The sequence below is a fragment of the Acinetobacter nectaris CIP 110549 genome, assembly GCF_000488215.1.
Taxonomy (GTDB): Bacteria; Pseudomonadota; Gammaproteobacteria; order Pseudomonadales; family Moraxellaceae; genus Acinetobacter; species Acinetobacter nectaris.
Genome location: NZ_KI530712.1, coordinates 697797 through 717916, shown reverse-complemented (window position 1 = coordinate 717916; position 20120 = coordinate 697797). Strand labels below are relative to the sequence as shown.

Annotated in this window: 20 protein-coding genes and 2 pseudogenes; 8 read left to right on the top strand and 14 right to left on the bottom strand. The window is 36.6% G+C overall.

Features of this window, described 5'->3' with window-relative positions:
- Positions 1-64 precede the first annotated feature (64 nt).
- Complete coding sequence (gabP, locus tag P256_RS03725; protein ID WP_023272348.1) at positions 65-1465, top strand: GABA permease; 1401 nt, start codon at positions 65-67, stop codon at positions 1463-1465.
- A 66-nt stretch (positions 1466-1531) separates the two neighbouring features.
- On the opposite strand, the gene P256_RS03720 is transcribed toward gabP, so the two are convergent.
- From P256_RS03720 to P256_RS03710, 3 genes are all read right to left on the bottom strand, one after another.
- Positions 1532-2848 carry an HAD family hydrolase gene (locus P256_RS03720; RefSeq protein WP_023272347.1) on the bottom strand — a complete coding sequence of 439 codons (1317 nt, stop codon included), beginning with the start codon at positions 2846-2848 and terminating at the stop codon, positions 1532-1534.
- 76 nt (positions 2849-2924) lie between these two features.
- A complete protein-coding gene (locus P256_RS03715; protein ID WP_023272346.1) occupies positions 2925-3641 on the bottom strand; it encodes a UDP-2,3-diacylglucosamine diphosphatase in 717 nt (238 codons plus the stop codon).
- A 17-nt stretch (positions 3642-3658) separates the two neighbouring features.
- A complete protein-coding gene (locus P256_RS03710; RefSeq protein ID WP_023272345.1) occupies positions 3659-4168 on the bottom strand; it encodes a peptidylprolyl isomerase in 510 nt (169 codons plus the stop codon).
- Between the two features lie 169 nt (positions 4169-4337).
- Between P256_RS03710 and P256_RS03705 the strand changes: the two genes are divergently transcribed.
- Positions 4338-6062, top strand: a complete 1725-nt coding sequence (locus P256_RS03705; RefSeq protein WP_023272344.1) for a glutamine--tRNA ligase/YqeY domain fusion protein — start codon at positions 4338-4340, stop codon at positions 6060-6062.
- A gap of 49 nt (positions 6063-6111) precedes the next feature.
- Here P256_RS03705 and P256_RS03700 read toward each other — a convergent pair whose 3' ends face one another.
- Positions 6112-6651, bottom strand: a complete 540-nt coding sequence (locus P256_RS03700; RefSeq protein ID WP_023272343.1) for a lecithin retinol acyltransferase family protein — start codon at positions 6649-6651, stop codon at positions 6112-6114.
- A 167-nt stretch (positions 6652-6818) separates the two neighbouring features.
- On the opposite strand from P256_RS03700, the gene P256_RS03695 reads away from it, so the two are divergent.
- Positions 6819-8165: a nucleobase:cation symporter-2 family protein gene (locus tag P256_RS03695; RefSeq protein WP_023272342.1), complete on the top strand. Its 1347-nt coding sequence runs from the start codon at positions 6819-6821 to the stop codon at positions 8163-8165.
- Here P256_RS03695 and P256_RS03690 read toward each other — a convergent pair whose 3' ends face one another.
- The 4 genes from P256_RS03690 to fdxA all read right to left on the bottom strand — a co-directional run bounded on the left by P256_RS03690 (position 8166) and on the right by fdxA (position 10309).
- Positions 8166-8795 carry an OB-fold-containig protein gene (locus tag P256_RS03690; RefSeq protein ID WP_040331779.1) on the bottom strand — a complete coding sequence of 210 codons (630 nt, stop codon included), beginning with the start codon at positions 8793-8795 and terminating at the stop codon, positions 8166-8168.
- Positions 8796-8804: 9 nt separating this feature from the next.
- Positions 8805-9110, bottom strand: coding sequence for a Rieske (2Fe-2S) protein (locus tag P256_RS03685; protein ID WP_081401733.1), 306 nt, complete (start codon positions 9108-9110; stop codon positions 8805-8807).
- 71 nt (positions 9111-9181) lie between these two features.
- A complete protein-coding gene (locus P256_RS03680) occupies positions 9182-9862 on the bottom strand; it encodes a D-Ala-D-Ala carboxypeptidase family metallohydrolase (protein WP_023272339.1) in 681 nt (226 codons plus the stop codon).
- A gap of 123 nt (positions 9863-9985) precedes the next feature.
- Positions 9986-10309, bottom strand: a complete 324-nt coding sequence (gene fdxA / locus P256_RS03675) for a ferredoxin FdxA (RefSeq protein WP_023272338.1) — start codon at positions 10307-10309, stop codon at positions 9986-9988.
- Between the two features lie 380 nt (positions 10310-10689).
- On the opposite strand from fdxA, the gene P256_RS03670 reads away from it, so the two are divergent.
- Positions 10690-10938 (top strand): hypothetical protein, encoded by a 249-nt coding sequence (locus tag P256_RS03670; protein WP_407637980.1) that lies wholly within the window; start codon positions 10690-10692, stop codon positions 10936-10938.
- A 41-nt stretch (positions 10939-10979) separates the two neighbouring features.
- On the opposite strand, the gene P256_RS03665 is transcribed toward P256_RS03670, so the two are convergent.
- Both P256_RS03665 and mutS read right to left on the bottom strand, forming a co-directional pair.
- Positions 10980-11963: an aliphatic sulfonate ABC transporter substrate-binding protein gene (locus tag P256_RS03665; RefSeq protein ID WP_023272336.1), complete on the bottom strand. Its 984-nt coding sequence runs from the start codon at positions 11961-11963 to the stop codon at positions 10980-10982.
- Between the two features lie 130 nt (positions 11964-12093).
- A complete protein-coding gene (mutS, locus tag P256_RS03660; RefSeq protein WP_023272335.1) occupies positions 12094-14700 on the bottom strand; it encodes a DNA mismatch repair protein MutS in 2607 nt (868 codons plus the stop codon).
- A gap of 234 nt (positions 14701-14934) precedes the next feature.
- On the opposite strand from mutS, the gene P256_RS03655 reads away from it, so the two are divergent.
- The 4 genes and pseudogenes from P256_RS03655 to P256_RS03640 all read left to right on the top strand — a co-directional run bounded on the left by P256_RS03655 (position 14935) and on the right by P256_RS03640 (position 17836).
- Entirely contained in the window at positions 14935-15882 is a 948-nt protein-coding gene (locus tag P256_RS03655) for a 2-hydroxyacid dehydrogenase (protein WP_023272334.1), read from the top strand.
- Between the two features lie 27 nt (positions 15883-15909).
- A pseudogene (locus P256_RS03650) lies at positions 15910-16430 on the top strand (DinB family protein).
- A 139-nt stretch (positions 16431-16569) separates the two neighbouring features.
- Positions 16570-17319 carry a YebC/PmpR family DNA-binding transcriptional regulator gene (locus P256_RS03645; RefSeq protein ID WP_023272332.1) on the top strand — a complete coding sequence of 250 codons (750 nt, stop codon included), beginning with the start codon at positions 16570-16572 and terminating at the stop codon, positions 17317-17319.
- A 130-nt stretch (positions 17320-17449) separates the two neighbouring features.
- Positions 17450-17836 (top strand): hypothetical protein, encoded by a 387-nt coding sequence (locus tag P256_RS03640; RefSeq protein ID WP_023272331.1) that lies wholly within the window; start codon positions 17450-17452, stop codon positions 17834-17836.
- Positions 17837-18530: 694 nt separating this feature from the next.
- Here the strand turns inward: P256_RS03640 and P256_RS03635 are convergent.
- The 4 genes and pseudogenes from P256_RS03635 to P256_RS03620 form a co-directional block, all read right to left on the bottom strand.
- On the bottom strand, positions 18531-18800 hold the full coding sequence (locus P256_RS03635) for a hypothetical protein (RefSeq protein ID WP_023272330.1): 270 nt from the start codon (positions 18798-18800) through the stop codon (positions 18531-18533).
- The gene (locus P256_RS03630) at positions 18793-19125 is read right to left on the bottom strand and encodes a hypothetical protein (protein WP_023272329.1); all 333 of its coding nucleotides are present in this window, start codon (positions 19123-19125) and stop codon (positions 18793-18795) included. Before P256_RS03630 ends, P256_RS03635 begins: the two co-directional genes overlap by 8 nt.
- A 23-nt stretch (positions 19126-19148) precedes the next feature.
- Positions 19149-19535 (bottom strand): annotated as a pseudogene (ssb, locus tag P256_RS03625) (single-stranded DNA-binding protein); the annotation flags it as partial.
- Complete coding sequence (locus P256_RS03620; RefSeq protein WP_023272327.1) at positions 19523-20065, bottom strand: hypothetical protein; 543 nt, start codon at positions 20063-20065, stop codon at positions 19523-19525. The gene P256_RS03620 and the pseudogene ssb, both read right to left, overlap by 13 nt.
- Positions 20066-20120: the final 55 nt, after the last annotated feature.

Here is a 20120-nt window from a genome sequence, read left to right as displayed (position 1 = left end):
GCATGGTTTTATGTAGATGAATAGTGAAAATTTCAAATATTTAAGAAGATAATTAGGTGTGTTTATGACACAAGAAAAGTCGACCAATCTTTCACAGGGACTTAAAAATAGGCATGTTACGATGCTTTCTATTGCAGGAGCAATTGGAGCAGGCTTATTTGTTGGGTCTGGACATGCAATTGCAGCAGCAGGGCCAGCTGTTTTAATCTCTTATTTAGCAGCAGGTACACTCGTTGTACTTGTCATGCGTATGCTTTCGGAAATGGCAGTTGCACAGCCCGACAGTGGCTCTTTTTCAACATATGCAGATCGGTCTATTGGAAAATGGGCAGGTTTTACCATTGGTTGGTTATATTGGTGGTTCTGGGTACTTGTTATTCCATTTGAAGCCAATGCCGCAGCAACAATTTTACACTCATGGATGCCAGATGCACCTGTTTGGTTATTGGCGTTTCTTATAACGATTGCGCTAACGGTAACGAATCTATTTAGTGTAAAAAACTATGGTGAGTTTGAGTTTTGGTTAGCAACTATTAAAGTTTGTTCAATTGTTATTTTTATTGTTCTTGGTTGTGCTGCAATTTTTGGTTTTTCACTCAATCCTTCAGTGGGTGGTGTACAGCATTTATATGATCATGGTGGCTTCTTACCAAATGGTTGGGGTGCAGTATTAGGTGCATTACTTACAACAATGTTCTCATTTATGGGGTCGGAAATTGTAACGATTGCAGCAAGTGAGTCAAAAGATCCTGAAACACAAATTACCAAAGCGACTAACTCTGTAATTTGGCGTATTGGTTTATTTTACCTTGTATCTATCTTTATTGTAATTAGTTTGATTCCTTGGAATGACCCAACTTTAGCTAAAATTGGTTCGTATCAAGCAGTTTTACAGTTACTTAATATTCCTCATGCAAAACTCATTGTTGATATTGTTGTATTAACTGCTGTAACAAGTTGTTTAAACTCTGCACTTTATACGGCATCTCGTATGGTATTTTCACTATCAAAACGTGGTGATGCACCTCATTTCGTACAAAAGTTGAATAGCCAACAAACGCCAGTATATGCAGTATTACTTTCTACGGCTGTCGCTTTTATTTGTACCTTTGCAAACTATGCAGCGCCTGCGGAAGTATTTAACTTCTTACTCGATAGTTCAGGTGCAATTGCGTTGCTTGTGTATCTAGTGATTGCATTTTCTCAATTAAATATGAGAAAGCAATTGTTAAGCTCAGGACAGCCAATTCGTATGAAAATGTGGCTTTATCCATATTTAACTTGGGCTGTTATTTTATTTATTGTTGCAGCTTTAGGAATTATGGCTTTCGATCCAAAACATGTGCATGAGATTACCTCAACAGGAATATTATCTTTGATTGTTGTCATTTCAGGTGTGATTGTTTCAAGAAGACACCGCGCAAAAAAGTCTGTGAAATATAATACAGCGCAAGACCAGTTATAATAAGAAAGGCGTTATAGCAAGTTATTATGGCATGAGGGTGTACTCCAACCTCATGCCATTTTTTATTTATTTTAACGCTTTTGGTGTTGTAGAGCCGTAAGAAATACTCTTATACGATGGCACAAATTCGCCTGTATTTGCATCTCTACCTTGTAGTAGATATTTGGCACTGTCTTGACCATATGTGTCTACAGCAAGCTTAGAAAAGCGCCCAATATCTGTTGTTGGCTTTCTTAGACGGTTTACAATAAGTACTTTCTCGGTTTCTTTAAAGTCCTGCATCATGTTTTGGTCGCCTTCGCTGTCACCTGCAATGAAGATAGGACCATAGCCATATTTACTGACTAAGAATTTTTTAATCATTTGGCTTTTGCCAACGCCTTGAGTTTGGAAATATCCTTTTCTAAATTCAGGTAAGATTCTCCCTTGAGAATCCCGTTCTAATTCCATTGCAAGGACATGCTTTTCATTTACGCCGTAGCCAATACGCGGGTTGGAAACAATTTCTTTAACCACATCAATAAATGATGCAGAGCATACATAGACTTGAATGCCATTTTCTTGGAATGTTGCAAATAAATTTTGCATTTCTTTGTATGGGCGTAAGCCATTATCCCAACTAATTGAGACAACACCTGCTTTGCCTGCTAGCGCTTCAGGAGAAGTCCACTTTACAGGTTCAATTTTTTGTTGCTTTTGCCATTCTACAGTATGTTTAACCATATCTCTAACTTCAGGTGCTTTGAAGCCTGTAAATAGATATGTTACCCAAGGGTATGATACTTCATGTTCAAATGTGTCACCGATGGCAGCATAGAGGTAACGCATTTTTGTAATGAAATTACCATAGTTTGGATTTTGGCGGACTTGTTCGAGTGTTTCTGTACCTTTTAAGCCTTTGTAGTGATGATACAGCCATGTATAGCTTTCAATAATGTCGGGTGCAACTTTCTCAATATTTACAGATTGTCCTTGAGCATTGTTATAGTCAGCGACAAAGTCTTTATCACTAATATTTTTACGGATAATACTGTTAAGTTGCTCAGGCGTCACTTTAAATAAAAGGTGTTCTAATTGGTAAATTAGTGTTGCTTCTTCAATGTCTAAGAACACAGATGTATTATCAAAATCTGCAACGATGTAAGAAGGTTTAGCAGGGTTATAGTTTGGACTCTGTTTGCCGTATTTTAGAATAAGTGAATCAATTTGTTTTCGGTTAAACTGATCCCAATGTCCTTCTGCTAAAAGTTTTGTATTTTGAGTATATGATGGTGCAACTTCTGCTTCTTTTGTTTGTTGTGCATGTGCTGTGAATGGAAGAATTGTACTTAAAGCAATAGCTAGGGAAATCGAGTGTGTAAGAGATTTTTTTAAAGTGCTCATATTGAGTGATAAATCTTTCTATGGAATAAGTGCAATAATATAGAAAATCACTATGACATTATGATTAAGAGGAGGGTTAAAGTTTCCATGTATAAAAAAGTTGTTTCCCTTGCTCTGAAATCTCTAGAATTTGAGCCTCACCAGTAGCTTCTCTCCAGTCACCAAGAACAATTCGCTGTTTACTCTGATGATTGTACTGTGTGGGACGGTGCGTATGTCCGTGTATGAGAATATGGTTATTTTCTAAGGCTTTACTCACTGCATTAGGGTTTACATCCATAATGTCATAACTTTTTTCTTGCTGTGATGATGTACTTTTTTTACGAAAGCCATTGGCAAGTTTTCTGCGGAAGCCTAAAGGTGTTTTTTTGAGTAACCCAAGTAGTATAGGGTTTCGAATAATTTTTTTAAAGCGTTGGTAAGAAATATCATCGGTACATAATGCATCGCCATGCTCTAAACGGTATTTTTTATGATTAATCGTGAGTATGTATGTATCGGGTAATAAATGACCTGAGAATTGATCTAGGAATTTTTGTCCAAGTGCAAAATCACGGTTGCCCACTTGAAAATAAATTGTATTACCTACTTGGGTAAAGCATTTCAGCTGTTGAACAATTTCCTCTAGCCATGGAGAGGTATCATCATCACCAATCCAAGCATTAAACCAGTCACCTAAGATATACAGTTGGGTGTTTTTATTTTGGTAGTGTTGAAGCAATGCGAAAAACCCCCGAACAAGTCGAGGGTGATTTTGAGATAAGTGTAAATCTGAGATAAACAGATAGGTCACTTGATACTCAATTAAAATTATTCAGCGATAATTTTAGCAGATTCGATAACAACATTTTCTAAAGGTACGTCTGCATGGTAGCCTCGGTTACCAGTACGAACATTTTTAATTTCGTTTACGATGTCTAGACCTTCAACAACTTTACCAAATACTGCATAGCCCCAACCTTGTGTCGTTTTACCACTGTGGTTTAGGAAGCTGTTATTTTTAACATTGATGAAAAACTGTGCAGACGCAGAGTGAGGTGCTTGAGTACGTGCCATAGCCACTGTACCTACATCATTGCTTAAGCCATTATCAGCTTCATTTTCAATAGAATCACGTGTTGCTTTTTCTTTAAAGTTTTCGTCAAAGCCACCGCCTTGAACCATAAAGCCATCAATCACACGGTGAAAGATTACACCATCATAAAAACCATCACGTACATATTCTAAGAAGTTTGCAACAGTTTTTGGTGCTTTTTCGCTATTTAATTCAAGAACAATACGTCCTTTATTTGTATTTAATTCAACTTGAGGCAGACTCATATTTATATCTCCTATACATGGACTAAATTAGCCATGGGTTTTTGGTTGAGAGAAGCATAAGCAAACTGTAAACTAGATAGCAAGTATAAACGTTAATTATCTTATAAAAAAAGTTAAGATAACGTTTCATTCAGTCAAAATTTAACTTTATAGAAGTGAATTATCTATTATGAAGCCAAATGATGTTGTTTCAGATCTGCCAAATCACCCGACACAAAACAGTCAAGCCTCTACTGATTCTGTGCAGCAAGAACAACAGCCCGGCTTAGATTTTGTACGTCAAGTGATCACTGATGATTTAGCACAAGGTCGTACAAGCTCAGTCGTTACTCGTTTTCCACCTGAGCCAAATGGCTATTTACATATTGGTCATGTAAAAGCAATTTGTCTAAATTTTGGTGTTGCTGAAGAATTTAAAGGCGTATGTAATTTACGTTTTGATGATACAAACCCTGATGCAGAAGAACAAGAGTATGTAACAGGGATTGAAAATGATGTGAAGTGGTTAGGTTTCCAATGGGATGGCGAAGCACGTTATGCATCAAAATATTTTGATCAACTTTATACATGGGCAGTTCAACTGATTCAGCAAGGTGATGCTTATGTCGATTTACAGTCACCTGAAGAAATTAAGCTGAATCGTGGTAATTTTGTCGAAGCTGGTAAGAACTCACCTTATAGAGATGTAAGTGTAGAAGAAAACTTATCACGTTTTGAAAAAATGCGTGATGGTGGTTATGGTGAAGGGCAAGCCGTATTGCGTGCTAAAATTGATATGGCAAGCCCAAATGTGCATATGCGTGATCCGATTTTATATCGCGTTTTACATGCATCGCACCATCAAACAGGTGATAAATGGAAAATTTATCCAATGTACGATTATGCGCATCCTTTATCAGATGCGATTGAAGGTGTAACGCACTCATTGTGTACGTTGGAATTCCAAGACCACCGTGCATTTTATGATTGGGTTGTAGCAAAAGTACATTCAAATGCTGTACCACGTCAGTATGAGTCATCTCGTTTAAATGTGGACTATACAATTACGTCTAAGCGTAAGCTGCGTCGTTTGGTTGAAGGCAACCATGTAAATGGTTGGGATGACCCTCGTATGCCAACAGTTGTAGGTATGCGCCGTCGTGGTTTTACTGCTGAAGGCTTACGTGATTTTTGTAAGCGTGTGGGTGTTTCAAAAACGGAAGGTATTGTTGATGTTGCAATGCTTGAATTCTGTATTCGTCAGTCATTAGAAAATACGGCTGCACGTGGTATGGCTGTGCTTAATCCACTGAAAGTTACATTGACGAACTTACCTGAAGCGATGGACTTGGTACATGCACGCCACCCAAATGTAGATATGGGTGAGCGCACTATTCCGCTTACGCAAGAAATTTATATTGATCGTTCAGACTTTGAAGAAGTTCCACCAAAAGGCTTTAAACGCCTTACGCCTGAGGGTGAGGTAAGATTACGCCATGCTTATGTCATTAAGTGTGACGAAGTGATTAAAGATGCCAATGGTGAAGTGGTTGAACTTAAATGTTCGATTGATGCTGACACATTAGGTAAAAAACCTGAAGGTCGTAAAGTGAAAGGTGTGATCCACTGGGTATCTGCTGAGCATGGTCTTCCTGCGGAAGTACGTATTTATGATCGTTTGTTCACAGAAGCTGATCCTGAAGTCGGTGATGATTTCTTGGCTAACTTGAATCAAGATTCATTGAAAATTGTACAAGCGGTGATTGAGCCTGCTTTGGCACAAGCAAAAAATGAAGAGCGTTTCCAGTTTGAGCGTGAAGGCTACTTTGTAGCAGATCGTTATGATCACTCTACGGAAAAGCCTGTATTTAACCGTATTTTAGATTTGCGTGATAGTTTTAAACCAGCTAAATAATATTTAGTAAATATAGATGAGCCCTCATGGTTTTAGGATGATGAGGGCTTTATTTTTTGTTCATTCGCTTTAAAAATAGGTGAACAGGGCCTTCCATTTTGGCTTTATCTTTTAATTTTTTCTTAATATATAAGACTAGTGCAAAGCTAGCAGTGGCAACGGTAATAAAAACACCATTCATATAACTCATTAAAGAACTGATATAACCAATAGTGGTTAGGCGACGCATCATTTTCTCTACCTGAGGGCTGTCTTCAATTCCTGTAATTGCCCATGAGCATAGATGTTCACAGTTGTTCATAATAAGGTGATAGTGGTTTTCATTCATACGTAAACGCATGCGCCGAACGACTGCACGACCTTTAAATTTCGGATTTTTATAGGTACGAATATGAAGGGGTTTGTGGTGTGAAAATTTTTCAAGCTTTGTAATTTCTATAGGATGCTTTCTAAAAAAGTGGGCAAATCCAGAATAGTGAATCACACGGCCTTTACCTGCATAGATGCCATGGTGCGTGTAACCAAAATGTTTTACCAAAAGGTGTGAACCGATTGGAATGTTTAAGGATTGATTTTGTTTTTTTCTCATAGCAGAAACAAAAGTATCTATATGAAAGCGAGATGATTATAACAAAATTATTGAGTTTTCTAAGTGTTTCATCATAAATGCTGAATAAAAGACGCTTTAAAGCAATATAAATTGGCATATGCCTTGCTTATTTTTATTCATATTGAAGAAATAACAAGGAAAAGGTGATGAAGCAGAATAAAATTGCTTATGAAGATGAGTATCTAGGTCTAAATAAAAGTATTGCTTATGGCTTACAACATGTTTTAACCATGTATGGTGGGATTGTTGCACCACCGCTTATTGTTGGTTCAGCAATTGGTTTAAACCATATCGAAATAGGTATATTAATTACTGCTTCTTTGTTTGTTGGTGGGCTTGCAACATTATTGCAAACACTGGGTATGAAATGGTTTGGGGCAAAATTTCCATTGGTTCAGGGGGTTTCATTTGCAGGCGTAGCTAGCATGATTGCTATTGGAACAACGGGTGGTGGTTTTCAAGCGATTCTAGGTGCCGTATTGGCGAGTTCGCTTATTGGCTTGGTTATTGCGCCATTTTTTTCTCGGATTGTAAGATTCTTTCCACCTGTAGTTACGGGAAGTGTGATTACAATTATTGGCTTTTCATTGTTGCCTGTTGCACTAAATTGGATAATGGGTGGAAATAATAAATTAGCAAATTGGGGAAGTTTATCTAATTTAGGTTTAGCTGCATTTACCTTATGTATTTTATTGCTATTTAGTCGTTTTGGTTCTATTGGTTTACGTCGAGTTGCTATCTTACTGTCAATTGTTATAGGAACAGTGGCAGCATACCTATTTGGATATTGTGATTTCTCAAAAGTTTTAGACGGACAGTGGATTGCTATTCCAAGTCTATTTTCATTTGGTCTGCCTATCTTTAATGTTCCTGCCATTGTTGCGATGTGTATTGTTATGATTGTTACACTCACAGAAACCACCGCAGATATTTTAGCAGTGGGAGAAATCGTAGGGAGTGAGGTTACACAACAACGTATTGCCAATGGTTTACGTGCAGATATGCTTTCATCTGCAATCGCTCCATTTTTTGGGACATTTATGCAAAGTGCATTTGCTCAAAATGTGGGTCTAGTCGCAATTACTGGTGTAAAGAGTCGTTTTGTAGTTGCAGCAGGTGGCGCAATTCTTATTTTACTTGGATTATTTCCTGTTATGGGGCGTTTTATTGCTGCGATTCCTGCACCTGTTTTAGGCGGTGCGGGTATTGTATTATTTGGTTCTGTTGCCGCAAGTGGAATTCGTACACTTGCTCAAGTAGAGTTTAGTGATCAAAAGAACTTAATTATTGTTGCTGTTGCACTTTCTGCAGGCATGATTCCCATGATTAATCACGATTTTTTTATTCATTTTCCGAAATGGGTACAAATGATGTTCCATTCGGGTATTAGTATTACATGTATTGTTGCTGTCGTATTAAATATCTTTTTTAATCATCTAGCAGTAAAAAAACCAATTACTAAAATTGCACCATCTATAATTCCTCATAAATAACTATTTAGGGAATATTTCATGATCTAGTAAGTAGTTAGATTCAATAATTTTTTTAACAATATAGAGGTTATCTTTTTTGCGGATAAGGATAACCTGTGTATGCGGTGAAATTTCACCAAATTCTGAGCATACATTAACATAGTGAACTTGACCATACTCATCTCTGACACGGGCTTGAGCATTGATTTCAGGCTTGGCACTACTTGTTGAAATGGTTGCTAAGCGCCCAATTAAATTGAGTTCTCTATGAATGAATTTAGGTTTGATTACCTGATCTAAGCAGTGAATCATAAAAATAGTGAAGAAAAGCGCTGTGATTAGCGTTGGGATAAGTACATATATACTTGAAGCAAAGGCCTGCTCATAAGCATAGTAAGCAAATTGGAAAAAATATCCTGCAAAACTAAAATTAATGAGAAAGAAAACAACAATAAGTGTTCTTGAAAATTTAATTTGTAAGAGTGGGTTGTTTGGACGAAAAGGAATGAGTCGCTTTAGAAAACGAAATGGAGATATTCCAATATATAAACCGAGTGTTTCAAAAACACTAAGTAAAATAAAAGTAATTACGCATAAGTGAAATGGAAGTAATTCTGGGCTTTGTAGAAAGTTATCTAGGCTATTATTCATCATATATACTTACGCGAGATAAATACCGCCATCAGAATGAACTTGAATGGGAATAGCGGTAAGTGATTCACCTAAGCAGGGACCAGAAATACATTCTCCTGTTTCGACTTGAAATAATGCGCCGTGTGTTGAACATTGAATGAATTCTTGGTCTTGATCTAAGAACTGATTTTCCAAAATCTCAAGTTCTACTTGTAAGTGTGGGCAAATGTTTTTATAAGCGAAAAATTGTCCATCGCGTTGTGTAATAAAAAATGTGCCAAGCGCTTCGGTATCGAATGCGCGTGCTTCTCGTTCGGGGATGTCATCAGTCATACAAATTTTTAACATTCTTCCACCACATTCCTTGTTGTAGTTGAATGGCTATTTTAACATATAAAATAAGATTAAAGACAGATAGAAGATGTCTGAGTATGGTCAGGTCCCCATGTTCGATAACCTTGTGTATCAATATGAATTTGTCCTGATGAGTATGTCCCAAGACCCATTTTTAGGTCAGGTCCGTATTGCTTCCAAAATTGGCATAATTTAAATTTAGTTTTTTCAATATTTGTATAATCTTTTGCTGTCGGGTGTTCAGGTCCAATACGAAAATCCATTGCGGCATTAAGAATATGACGCGAAGAAACAGCACCACCTGCACAACGATTCATTTGAAAGTCTCGATAAGCAGATGTTACCTCAAAATTAGTTAATGTTTTTGTTGCTGTCAGATATCTAAACACTTTGAGTGTTGGCACTTGATTTTCCCAAAGCTCTTTAGGGGGAACTAGGTATTCTTCTCTTCCGCATTGTTTCCAATCTCGTGCTGTTCTTAATAGCTCGAAGGTTGGAATAACATTATTCACATCATGTTTTGTGAGGAAGTCCTCATAAGCTTTGACTTTTTGTAGGTGATTTTTTTGCGAAACCCATAAGAAATAAGAAGATGGAATTTTTTTAGTAAGATAATAGCTAGGAATAGGTGTGACAATAAGTGGTGCAGGCTGCTTTGCAAAAGTAGATGCACCTGACATTGTTAAAGTAAGTGCTAAAAGAGTTCTTTTAATTTTTTGAGGATTATACATAAGTCATAATTTAAACAATTTTATTTATAAAACTATTGTACGGTTACAGTTTCAAATAAGGTATTTAAATTAAGTAAGCAATTTTAACAATAAAAAAAGATCAGCAATTGCTGATCTTTTTTCTTATTTTTCTAAATATTGGAGCTTATCTGTTTTACCATTCCATTCCTCACGGTCTTCTGGCTGTTCACCAATTTCTGTGATGTTTGGCCATTTTTCAGCAAGTTCAGCATTCAGTTCGATAAAGACTTCTTGTCCCGCAGGCAGTTCATCTTCTGAAAAGATTGCATTTGCAGGGCATTCAGGTTCACATAATGCACAGTCAATACACTCATCAGGGTGAATGACAAGGAAGTTAGGACCTTCGTAGAAGCAGTCGACAGGACATACTTCAACGCAATCTTGATATTTACATTTAATACAGTTTTCAGTGACAACAAAGGCCATAGCGACAGCTACCTAAAAAATTTGGTGTTCATCTTTAATTGCTATATTGTAGGCAAAAAATGGGTCAAGTAACAATTCCTTTTATTGATATTAATTATTTAAATCTATGAAATACCCATTTCTATATGATTTTTACTGATAATGAGAATTAATATCAATTTTCGTGCATTTTATCTGTAATGGTATTTCGAGTAAAGTTTATAAGATGAAAATATTGATATAGAGTGATGATAGGCTTTATTTCAGCTCAAATGGATAAGTCTTGTCATGAATTGTTCTTTTATTTGTCATATTTTTTTCAAAAATATACGTAATGCTGAGTGTGAGGTTTAGTTTTATTGAACTTTCAACTGTGTAGACATACGGAAGGTAGAATGAATATTAAAGCAGAACTTAACTATCAAAAACAAATGAAGAATGCAAAACGTGGTGGGCATAAACCAAACATCGCAAAAGATGTAAATAAACATAAAGTCCAAAAAGTACAAAAATTAATTAAAGAGTTGGAAACTGAATATATTGAACATTGGGAGTTTTGGAGGCAAAGGTCAGAAATGTATGATCAGGGTTATGCAAATGCAATTAGTCATATACAAAATAGGCTTGTAGAAATTTTACAAGTGAAATAGAAAAAAGCGCCATATATTACATTGAATATATGGCATTTTCTTTATTTTTGAGGATGCCAAACAAATTCAGAGGCATGGATATTATTTGGGATAAGTTTTAGGCTAAAGAAGAGATTGCCTAAATCCTGTTGAGATTGTATGACTGTTGGTGTAAGAGGCTCAACAGGATTCGGGGTTGGTTTTGTTGTTAATACTTTTTCTGCAATATTGAGGTTTAAGCCTGTACTGTTTGCAAGAATTTCTGTAGTTTCTTTTGGATGGTTATTAATCCACTGATCGGTTTCATTGAGTACGTCGAGTACTTTTTGGGCATCTTTTGGATGTTGCTGAATGAAACTTGGTTGAGCAAGATAGTAACCATATGTTTTCGGTAGTGTTGTCGAATCAAAAACAGCTTTTGCTGTACCTGACAGTTCAGTTGCACTGACATAGGGTTCCCATACTGCCCAAGCATCAATCGCCTTTTTGTCTAGTGCCGCACGCGCGTCAGATGGTGCGAGCCAAACCGGCTGAATATCTGCCCATGTAAGATTGGCCTTTTTCAAGACTTCTGCAAGGAAGTTATGTGCACTTGATCCTTTGGTTAAACCAATACGTTTTCCTTTTAGGTCTGAAATAGTATGTATATTGCTACCATTTGGAACGAGTAGTGCATGTCCACGTTTTGCCGCATCTTCATAGCCTAAGTAATTCAGACTTTTACCTGCAGAAAGCGCAAATACAATGGGTGCATCTCCTGTATAACCAAAGTCAATTGCACCTGCTGAGAGCGCTTCTAAAGTTGGTGGACCCGCAGGAAACTCATTCCAACTAATTTTTACATTTGGAAATTCTTTTTCAAAAAAATGGTTCTGTTTTGCAACAATCAGTTTGAGAGCAGCTTTTTGATAACCAATATTTAATGTCGTGATTTCATTGTTTGTCGCACTTGTTTGGTTTTGTTGTACATTATCTGATTTTTGACAGCCAAAGGCGGTCAGACCAATTGTTAGAATAGTTGCTGTCGTGGTTAAAAAACTTTTCATAATATATTCAGTCGTTATAACTTTATATGTAATGTATAGCTTTTTGTGTACACCTAAAATCTGAATAATTTATATACTTATTAAAAAACCGAGTATTTTTATACTCGGTTTTTCATTTATTAGAAAAAGCTTAAGATTTCAGCAAGGATTTGAGTTTATAAAGCTGCTCTAATGCTTGACGTGGGGTGAGATCATCGATGTCTATATCCGATAATCTATCTTCTACCTTTGAGGGTTGAATCACTTCTACAATTTTTTCAACAGTTTCTATAATAGGTGCTTCTGCGACATCTTTTTCTTGTGAAAATAAATCACTCTGTACCACCATATTCGGTGAAGCAATTTGTTGCTTTTCCAAAATCTTTAACCGCTTTTGTGCTTCTTTAATCACACTTGATGGAATCCCTGCTAACTTTGCAACTTGTAGACCATGACTCTGGCTTGCAGGGCCTGCTTGTACTTTATGTAGAAGAATCAGATTCCCATTGAGTTCTTTGGCAGTAACATGGTAGTTATCAATCATGCTTTCATGCCCAAGTTCTGTGAGCTCAAAATAATGTGTTGCAAATAAGCATAAACATTTAATTCGTTTAGATAAATCAAGCACGCAAGCCCATGCGAGGGATAAACCATCATAAGTACTTGTTCCACGTCCAACTTCATCCATTAGAACAAGAGATTGTTGTGTGGCATGGTGCAAAATTTGAGATGTTTCTGTCATTTCTACCATAAAGGTCGATTTGCCTGTAGACAGGTCATCGGCAGAACCAATACGTGTGAAAATTCGGTCGATAGGTCCAAGTGTTGCGCTTTCAGCAGGTACGAAACTACCGCAATATGCCAGTAAGCTAATCAGTGCAGTTTGTCGCATAAATGTCGACTTACCACCCATATTGGGCCCTGTAATAATTGCAAGACGATGCTGAGCATTGAGCTGAGCACTATTTGGTGTAAATGGTGTTTTGCTTAATTCCTCAACAACAGGATGTCTACCTGCAATAATATGAACACCAACTTCAGGACTAAAGTCGGGACGTGCCCAATGACGTATACGCGCTTGGTGTGCAAAGTTAGTGAGTACATCTGTTTGTGCAATTGCACTGCTCATGAGTTGTAGTTCTGCAATATTTGCGCGTAATTGTTCTAAAATTTGCTCAAATAGCATTTTTTCTCGCGCAAGTGCACGAGATTCACTCGATAAAACTTTGTCTTCAAAACCTTTTAGTTCAGGAGTGATATAGCGTTCAACATTCTTTAATGTTTGGCGACGTATATAGTGACTCGGAGCTTGTTCGGCTTGTGCTCGTGTGAGTTCAATGTAATAACCACTTACGCGGTTGTAACCGATTTTAAGTGTATTTATTCCTGTTGCTTGTCTTTCTTTAATTTCTAAGTCTATGAGAAATTGTCCAGCATGGTCACGAATTTGCCTTAATTCATCAAGCTCTGCATCGAAACCTTCGGCGATTACATTACCATCACGCAGTAAAACAGGTGGGTTTTCTACAATTGCTGCACTTAAATGTTGATGTAGTGCATGTACATCACCTAAATCATCATTGAGTTGTTCAAGGAGCTTAGGTGAGTCGTTTTGTTGAAGTAATGGTGCAATTGATTCATGTAGGTAAGGAATTTGAGCACAAGCTTGTCTAAGTTGCACTAAGTCTCTAGGGCGAGCGGACCCTAAAGCAACGCGACTAAGAACACGTTCAATATCGCCTATTTCCTTAAGTACGAGACGAATAGGAGACTCATAATAGCCTTCTAAAATCTGATTTGTGGCTTCTAGGCGTGCCTCTAAAATGGCACAATCTCGAACGGGTTGCATGAGTGTGCGGCCGAGTAGTCGGCTGCCCATTGCAGTTTGGCAGTCATTAATTAAATTGAAAAGTGATGTGCCATGTTCAAAGAGAGGGTCGATAATTTCTAAATTGCGCCGTGTAACAGGATCTAATGCAATAAAGTCTTGGCTTTGTTCAAGTGTAATATTTCGAATATGTGGTAACGCTGTTTTTTGTGTTTCTTTTGCATAGTGAATCAGTGCAGCAGCGGCAGACTTGGCAAGAGGCAAATGATCAATGCCAAAACCTGCCAACGTAGATACATTAAATTGGTCACATAATGTTTTATCTGCATTCTTTTGATTAAAGTCGACATTTGGGCGCTTGGTAATAGGGCACTCTAACTGTTTTTTTATCATTTCAATGATATTTTGGTCGACTAAATCTTCGTTAATTAAGATTTCACTTGGCATTAAACGTGCTAACTCTATGGTCAGCATTTCAGGTTTAAAGTCTTGTTGTTGAACTTTAAAAATACCTGCACTTAAATCGAGAAGTGCAATACCAATTTGATTCTGCTGTATGCTTAACGAGACAAGGTTCGAGTTTTGTGTACTATTGAGTAACGCATCATCTGTAAGCGTACCTGGTGTAATAATTCGAACAACTTTTCTTTCTACAGGTCCTTTGCCTGTAACTTCACCAACTTGTTCACAAATAACAACAGCTTCACCTTGTTTTACAAGGCGTGCAAGGTAGCCTTCGGCAGCATGAAATGGTACACCTGCCATAGGGATAGGGTCGCCGTTACTTTTTCCTCGGTGGGTTAAAGTAATTCCCAAAAGTTTAGCTGCTTTCTTTGCATCATCGAAAAAAAGTTCGTAAAAATCTCCCATACGATAGAACAAGAGGCTATGTGGATGTTCCATCTTTACGTTGATATATTGTTGCATCATTGGAGTATGGGATGAGATATTTTGTATGATCTGATCTAAGTTGGACACACGCACGCCTTACATTTGAGAAAGTAGGAGAATTTAGATTTTTAAAGCATCCTCATTTTGAATAAATCTAAGCATGTTGTACAGCGTCTTTTTATTTGTTGCTTAAAAAATATTAAGGTCATGTATAGCAGATTGCGCTAGATTAGAGTGTATATAAAATAAAGTGAAAGCATAAGGGAGAAAGGAATGGCTAACCCACTAGAAGCAACCGTTTTAGTATTAGGTGAACAATCAGAGATATTTTTAGGGTTACTTAAAAAACATTTTTCAACGATTTATCAACTGGCGCATATCGAAAATAAAGAAGAATTTTTAAAAGATAACGGAGCGGAAATTATTGCTGTTGCAACAAGTAATAATGTTGGGATGTCTAAAGAAATGATAGATGCTTTACCTAAGCTTCAGATTATTGCAAGTTTTGGTGTGGGGTATGACAGTATAGATGTCGACTATGCTAAACAGCGTGGTATTCAAGTAACCAATACGCCAAATGTATTAAATGATTGTGTTGCAGATACTGCAATGATGTTGACATATGCTGTCGCAAGACAACTTATCCAAGCAAATACTTACGTGAAAAAAGGGCAGTGGACATCATCATTCCCTTTAACAACGAGTCTCTCAAAAAAAGTATGTGGCATTTTGGGTATGGGGAATATTGGTGAGGCTATCGCGAAGCGTGCTGAAGCAGCAGGGATGGAAATTATTTACCACAATCGTACTCAAAAAAATCATGTGGATTATCAATATATCGCAACATTAGAGGAATTGGCAAAGCAAGCAGATTTTCTCATTTTAGCACTACCAAGTACGGGTGAAACACAGCATATTATTAATGCGAATATTTTAGACAAAATGAAACCTAGTGCATATCTTATTAATATTGCTCGCGGTTCAGTTGTTGATGAAAAGGCATTGGTTGAGAGTTTGAAAAATAGACAAATAGCTGGTGCGGGTTTAGATGTGTTTGAAACAGAACCATGCACAGAAAGCCCATTATTTGAAATGGAGAATGTTGTACTTACACCGCATTATGCAAGTGGGACACATGAAACGCGTTTGGCGATGGCGGAACTGGTTTGCGAAAACTTGATTCATTTTTTTAATAAAGAACCATTAGTTACACCATTATAAATAGAATTGAGGTTGAAATATTTCCACATGGATATGAAGCAATTTGAGGTATTAGCACGTTATAATATTTGGGCAACTCAAAAATTGACCGAAGCATTGCTGAATGTTTCAGAAAGTGATTTTTCACGACCATGTGGATTATTTTTTAATAGCATCTGTGGCACGTTAAACCATATACTCGTGGGTGAGCATTATCTTTGGTATAGCCGATTTGCAAGACTGCCAATACCCGATGATTTAAAGTTGAATAGTATTATTGAAACGGATAAAAAAGAAATTCTAAATCTGTTGAACCAAAAATCACATAATTGGGTTGGCTTCTTGGCACATTTTCAAGACAAAAGGTTTCCAAAGTAACTTGACTATATCACCTCTGCAGGTAAGCCCATGAGCTTATCTTATGTAGGTGTACTGCTGAATGTGTTTCAGCATAGTACACATCATCGGGGACAAATCACAGCAGCATTGACTATAATGGGTTTCCTTGCCCTGAATTAGATTTGGTTTATATGCTTGCTGAAGAGTCTAAAATGCTTGATTCAGTATAGTATTTAAACATTGTGTGGTGATTATTTTTACAATTTATACTTAAAGTGAAAGTGACCATTTTTCTAATATTCGTGCTTATGTTAGAATTGCCAAACTTTTTATATTGCGTAAAAGACCAATCTTTTAGGAGCATTTTGCATGGCGGGTCATTCTAAGTGGGCCAATATTAAGCATCGTAAAGCAAAACAAGATGCAAGCCGCGGTAAAGTTTTTACTAAGTATATTCGTGAACTTGTGACAGCAGCGAAATTAGGCGGGCCTGATCAACAAGCAAATCCACGATTACGTGCTGTTGTAGAGAAAGCACTTTCTGTAAATATGACACGTGACACCATTAACCGTGCAATTCAACGTGGTGCTGGTGGCGAAGATAACGAAGATTTAAAAGAAGTAACCTATGAAGGTTATGGGGTAGGTGGTGTTGCTGTTCTAGTAGAAACAATGACTGATAACCTAAACCGTACAGTACCTGATGTACGCCACTGTTTTACTAAAACAAATGGTAATTTAGGTACATCTGGTTCAGTTGCTTACCTATTTACAAAGCGTGGCGAAATTTCTTTTGAAGATGTCTCTTTGGAAGAAAAAATTATGGAAATTGCGTTAGAAGCTGGCGCTGAAGATATTGAAGTAACAGAAGATGGTATTCTTGTGATTACTACACCTGAAACATTTGGTGAAGTTCAAGATGCGCTTACAACAGCAGGGTTGAAATCTGATAATGCTGAAGTTGTGATGAGTCCATCAACAAAAGCTGAAATTACTGATGTAGATCAAGCAAAACAAATCATGAAAATGATTGATATGTTTGAAGATCTAGATGATGTTCAGAATGTGTATACAAATGTAGAAATTCCAGATGAGATTCTTGAGCAACTTGATGCTTAAGTATTAAAGAAATAAAAAATGGCGACCAATTTTGTCGCCATTTTTTATGCGTATAAGTAAACCTTGGATAACAAAAACAATAAAGTATTCGCTATTTATTTTAGCAATAATGGTAAAAAAGGAGATAAAAATGTTTAAAAATTTAATATTACCTATTATTTTAATTTCTTTTAGTAGTTCTACTGTTTTAGCAGCATCTTCAATTGTAGAAAAAGATCAGTATAGTCGAGATGAGGTAAAAGCATTAGCATTACATAAAAAACCTATCAGTGTTTTAAAAGCCAGTAGGCTTCCTGTGGGTAGTATTATAAAACTAAACGCAAAGATTGATTATGTATTAGATGATAATGTTTATGTGTTAAAAGATCACTTTAAAATTATATATGCTTATATTGACCCTAGCCTAGCTCCATATGGAAGCTTATATAGCGGTGTGAAGTTACAAGTTGTTGGTCAGCAAACAGAGAAAGATGGGAAACTGATAATTAATGTAGCTCAGCTTAAAAGTATAAGCTAGTGTTGAGTCTTTTTAGAACAATTGCATCAATTTATTGGCGATTTCATTAGGAAAGCGAGATTTAAGTCTCTTTATCTGTTCTTATTATATTATAATTGGTAAATAAATTTATTTATTTGTATCTTTTGTAAAAATGATTTAAAATTTCTACATAAGCAATAAAAATAAGAATGGTGAATACTATGTCTAAAATAGAGCTATTTGTAACATCTAGTTCCGTACTCGTAATTATTTTTTTAATTTATTGGTTTGCTCAAACAGCAACTCATACGGTGCATTTATTTCTATAAGTATTTTTGAGTAAAATATGTGCATTTAGATATTAATTGTAATATTTTATGATGTATCCTCTTGTTTTCTTGAGATAACTTATCTATTATCTGCTACATTAGTTTTATAACTAGTTTAGCTATAAAATTAGGGCCTATAGCTCAGTTGGTTAGAGCAGCGGACTCATAATTCTATAAGCCTCCTCAGAAAAGCAAGAAAAAACATACAATTCCTCTTATTTTTATCGCATAAGCCACTGTTTTTATTAATATTCAATTATACATTGCAATATATCGCAATAGATTACCCTATATTACAACATGCCCTAAGTCTACTCACGGTCTACTCGGATCGGTCTACTCAGAGTCTACTTGATTCTGTAAATTTTGGGCAAAATTAAAGGGGGTTAAACCCCCTTTTTTGATTAAGCTGTATTGGCCAGCTTATTTCTTTTAATGAAGCTAATTACATCAGACTTCTGATAATAAATAATCTTATTTCCATTCGGTTTGATAAAACTAATTCCTCCACCGTTGCATCGTTTTGCTTGTAACCAAGCTAAAGACATACCTAATACAATAGCGATTGTTTCAGGAGGGAAGAGTGCATCATTGCCAGCTTCCCAAAAGCGTAAACTTTCAGCCACTTTTTCTTCAGATGTCATCCGATCTAGTTTGTTTAAGCGTTTAGCCATGGTCTTTCTCCACTGCTTCAATCATAGCTTTATAAATGTGTTGCACTGATCCAATGTAGTATCCTGATTCATTCTTTTTTAATGTCATTAGCCCACTTTCAGTCATTGCAAATGTAGGAACTTTCGGCACCAAAACAAACTCACCATCTTCAAGTTTTTCAAGCTTTTGTTTTAGCTCTGTGATTTCGGCTTGGGCTAGTTCTGCGCGTTTGCACCATGTTTTAAGATGCTCGTGAAATTGACGACAATTGGTATTTATTTCTATTACACCTGATTCACGCATGGCATTTATCATTAGTTGCTTTTCTTCCTCTAAATCAATCATTCCCAAAGCTCCTAACGTCCGTATCCGTAGCCCTGACTAGGGTTGCCGTAGTTATTATTCTGCTGACCATCTTGACGCTGACTATCCAGCATCTGCATTTGATCACCCCGAACTTCAGTCGTATATTGAGTCTGACCGTTTTGATCAGTCCACTGGCGAGTACGAAGAGAACCTTCAATGTAGATCTTTGAACCTTTACGCAAATACTGCTGTGCAATTTCACCAAGGCGATTGTTTAGAACAACTCTATGCCATTCAGTATTCTCTTTACGCTCACCAGTGTTTTTATCCGTCCAAGATTCACTAGTTGCGATAGAGAACTGAGTGATAGAGCCACCATTTGGAAATGTTTTGGTTTCAGGGTCTTTGCCTAACGTCCCGACAAGAATTACTTTATTTACGCCACGCATTCTTCTTCTCCAATAAAACCAATTTGACCGCCTAAAATTCCTTGAACCAAAGCAATAAATTCAGGACAGCGATTTAGAGAATTAACATAAACACGTAGCTCTTTGTGATTATGAGCATTTTCTTTAATGTAGCGTTCTGCTGCTTCTTTTGTTAAATGAGTACAAACATCTGACCAGTACACAGAGCCATATATTTTTAAATAGCTTGAATCCCACTCTTCCAAAGCTTCTTCTTGATCACTATCATCAAGATCGGAAAACATATCTCCAAATTTCTCAAGGGCAATACCGTTTAGCTCATGCTTTTCCGCTGCATCTAGACAAGCATATAGATCATCACCATTCTCACGACTTCCACCATTAGGTGTATAGAAACAATCAACATCATAAGAGTGATCTTTATCTTTACCCCACATCACTAATTTTTCTTGAACGCAAAAAATAGGATTTGCAGTGATGGCGTTATGTTCTGTTTGAGCCTTTGCTAAGGTTTTAACAAATTTTTCCCAAGTTTCTTTTGTATGTTTCATCTTTTTATTCCAAAAACAATATATGTATAGCAAGCGACACATCGACCTTTCGTAT

Bases quoted from the DNA above. Each gene is read 5' to 3' on its own strand.
- gabP (WP_023272348.1), top strand. From the start codon at position 65: ATGACACAAGAAAAGTCGACCAATCTTTCACAGGGACTTAAAAATAGG.
- P256_RS03720 (WP_023272347.1), bottom strand. From the start codon at position 2,848: ATGAGCACTTTAAAAAAATCTCTTACACACTCGATTTCCCTAGCTATT.
- P256_RS03710 (WP_023272345.1), bottom strand. From the start codon at position 4,168: ATGAGTCTGCCTCAAGTTGAATTAAATACAAATAAAGGACGTATTGTT.
- P256_RS03705 (WP_023272344.1), top strand. From the start codon at position 4,338: ATGAAGCCAAATGATGTTGTTTCAGATCTGCCAAATCACCCGACACAA.
- P256_RS03700 (WP_023272343.1), bottom strand. From the start codon at position 6,651: ATGAGAAAAAAACAAAATCAATCCTTAAACATTCCAATCGGTTCACAC.
- P256_RS03695 (WP_023272342.1), top strand. From the start codon at position 6,819: ATGAAGCAGAATAAAATTGCTTATGAAGATGAGTATCTAGGTCTAAAT.
- P256_RS03690 (WP_040331779.1), bottom strand. From the start codon at position 8,795: ATGAATAATAGCCTAGATAACTTTCTACAAAGCCCAGAATTACTTCCA.
- P256_RS03685 (WP_081401733.1), bottom strand. From the start codon at position 9,110: ATGACTGATGACATCCCCGAACGAGAAGCACGCGCATTCGATACCGAA.
- P256_RS03680 (WP_023272339.1), bottom strand. From the start codon at position 9,862: ATGTATAATCCTCAAAAAATTAAAAGAACTCTTTTAGCACTTACTTTA.
- fdxA (WP_023272338.1), bottom strand. From the start codon at position 10,309: ATGGCCTTTGTTGTCACTGAAAACTGTATTAAATGTAAATATCAAGAT.
- P256_RS03665 (WP_023272336.1), bottom strand. From the start codon at position 11,963: ATGAAAAGTTTTTTAACCACGACAGCAACTATTCTAACAATTGGTCTG.
- mutS (WP_023272335.1), bottom strand. From the start codon at position 14,700: ATGATGCAACAATATATCAACGTAAAGATGGAACATCCACATAGCCTC.
- P256_RS03655 (WP_023272334.1), top strand. From the start codon at position 14,935: ATGGCTAACCCACTAGAAGCAACCGTTTTAGTATTAGGTGAACAATCA.
- P256_RS03645 (WP_023272332.1), top strand. From the start codon at position 16,570: ATGGCGGGTCATTCTAAGTGGGCCAATATTAAGCATCGTAAAGCAAAA.
- P256_RS03640 (WP_023272331.1), top strand. From the start codon at position 17,450: ATGTTTAAAAATTTAATATTACCTATTATTTTAATTTCTTTTAGTAGT.
- P256_RS03635 (WP_023272330.1), bottom strand. From the start codon at position 18,800: ATGGCTAAACGCTTAAACAAACTAGATCGGATGACATCTGAAGAAAAA.
- P256_RS03630 (WP_023272329.1), bottom strand. From the start codon at position 19,125: ATGATTGATTTAGAGGAAGAAAAGCAACTAATGATAAATGCCATGCGT.
- P256_RS03620 (WP_023272327.1), bottom strand. From the start codon at position 20,065: ATGAAACATACAAAAGAAACTTGGGAAAAATTTGTTAAAACCTTAGCA.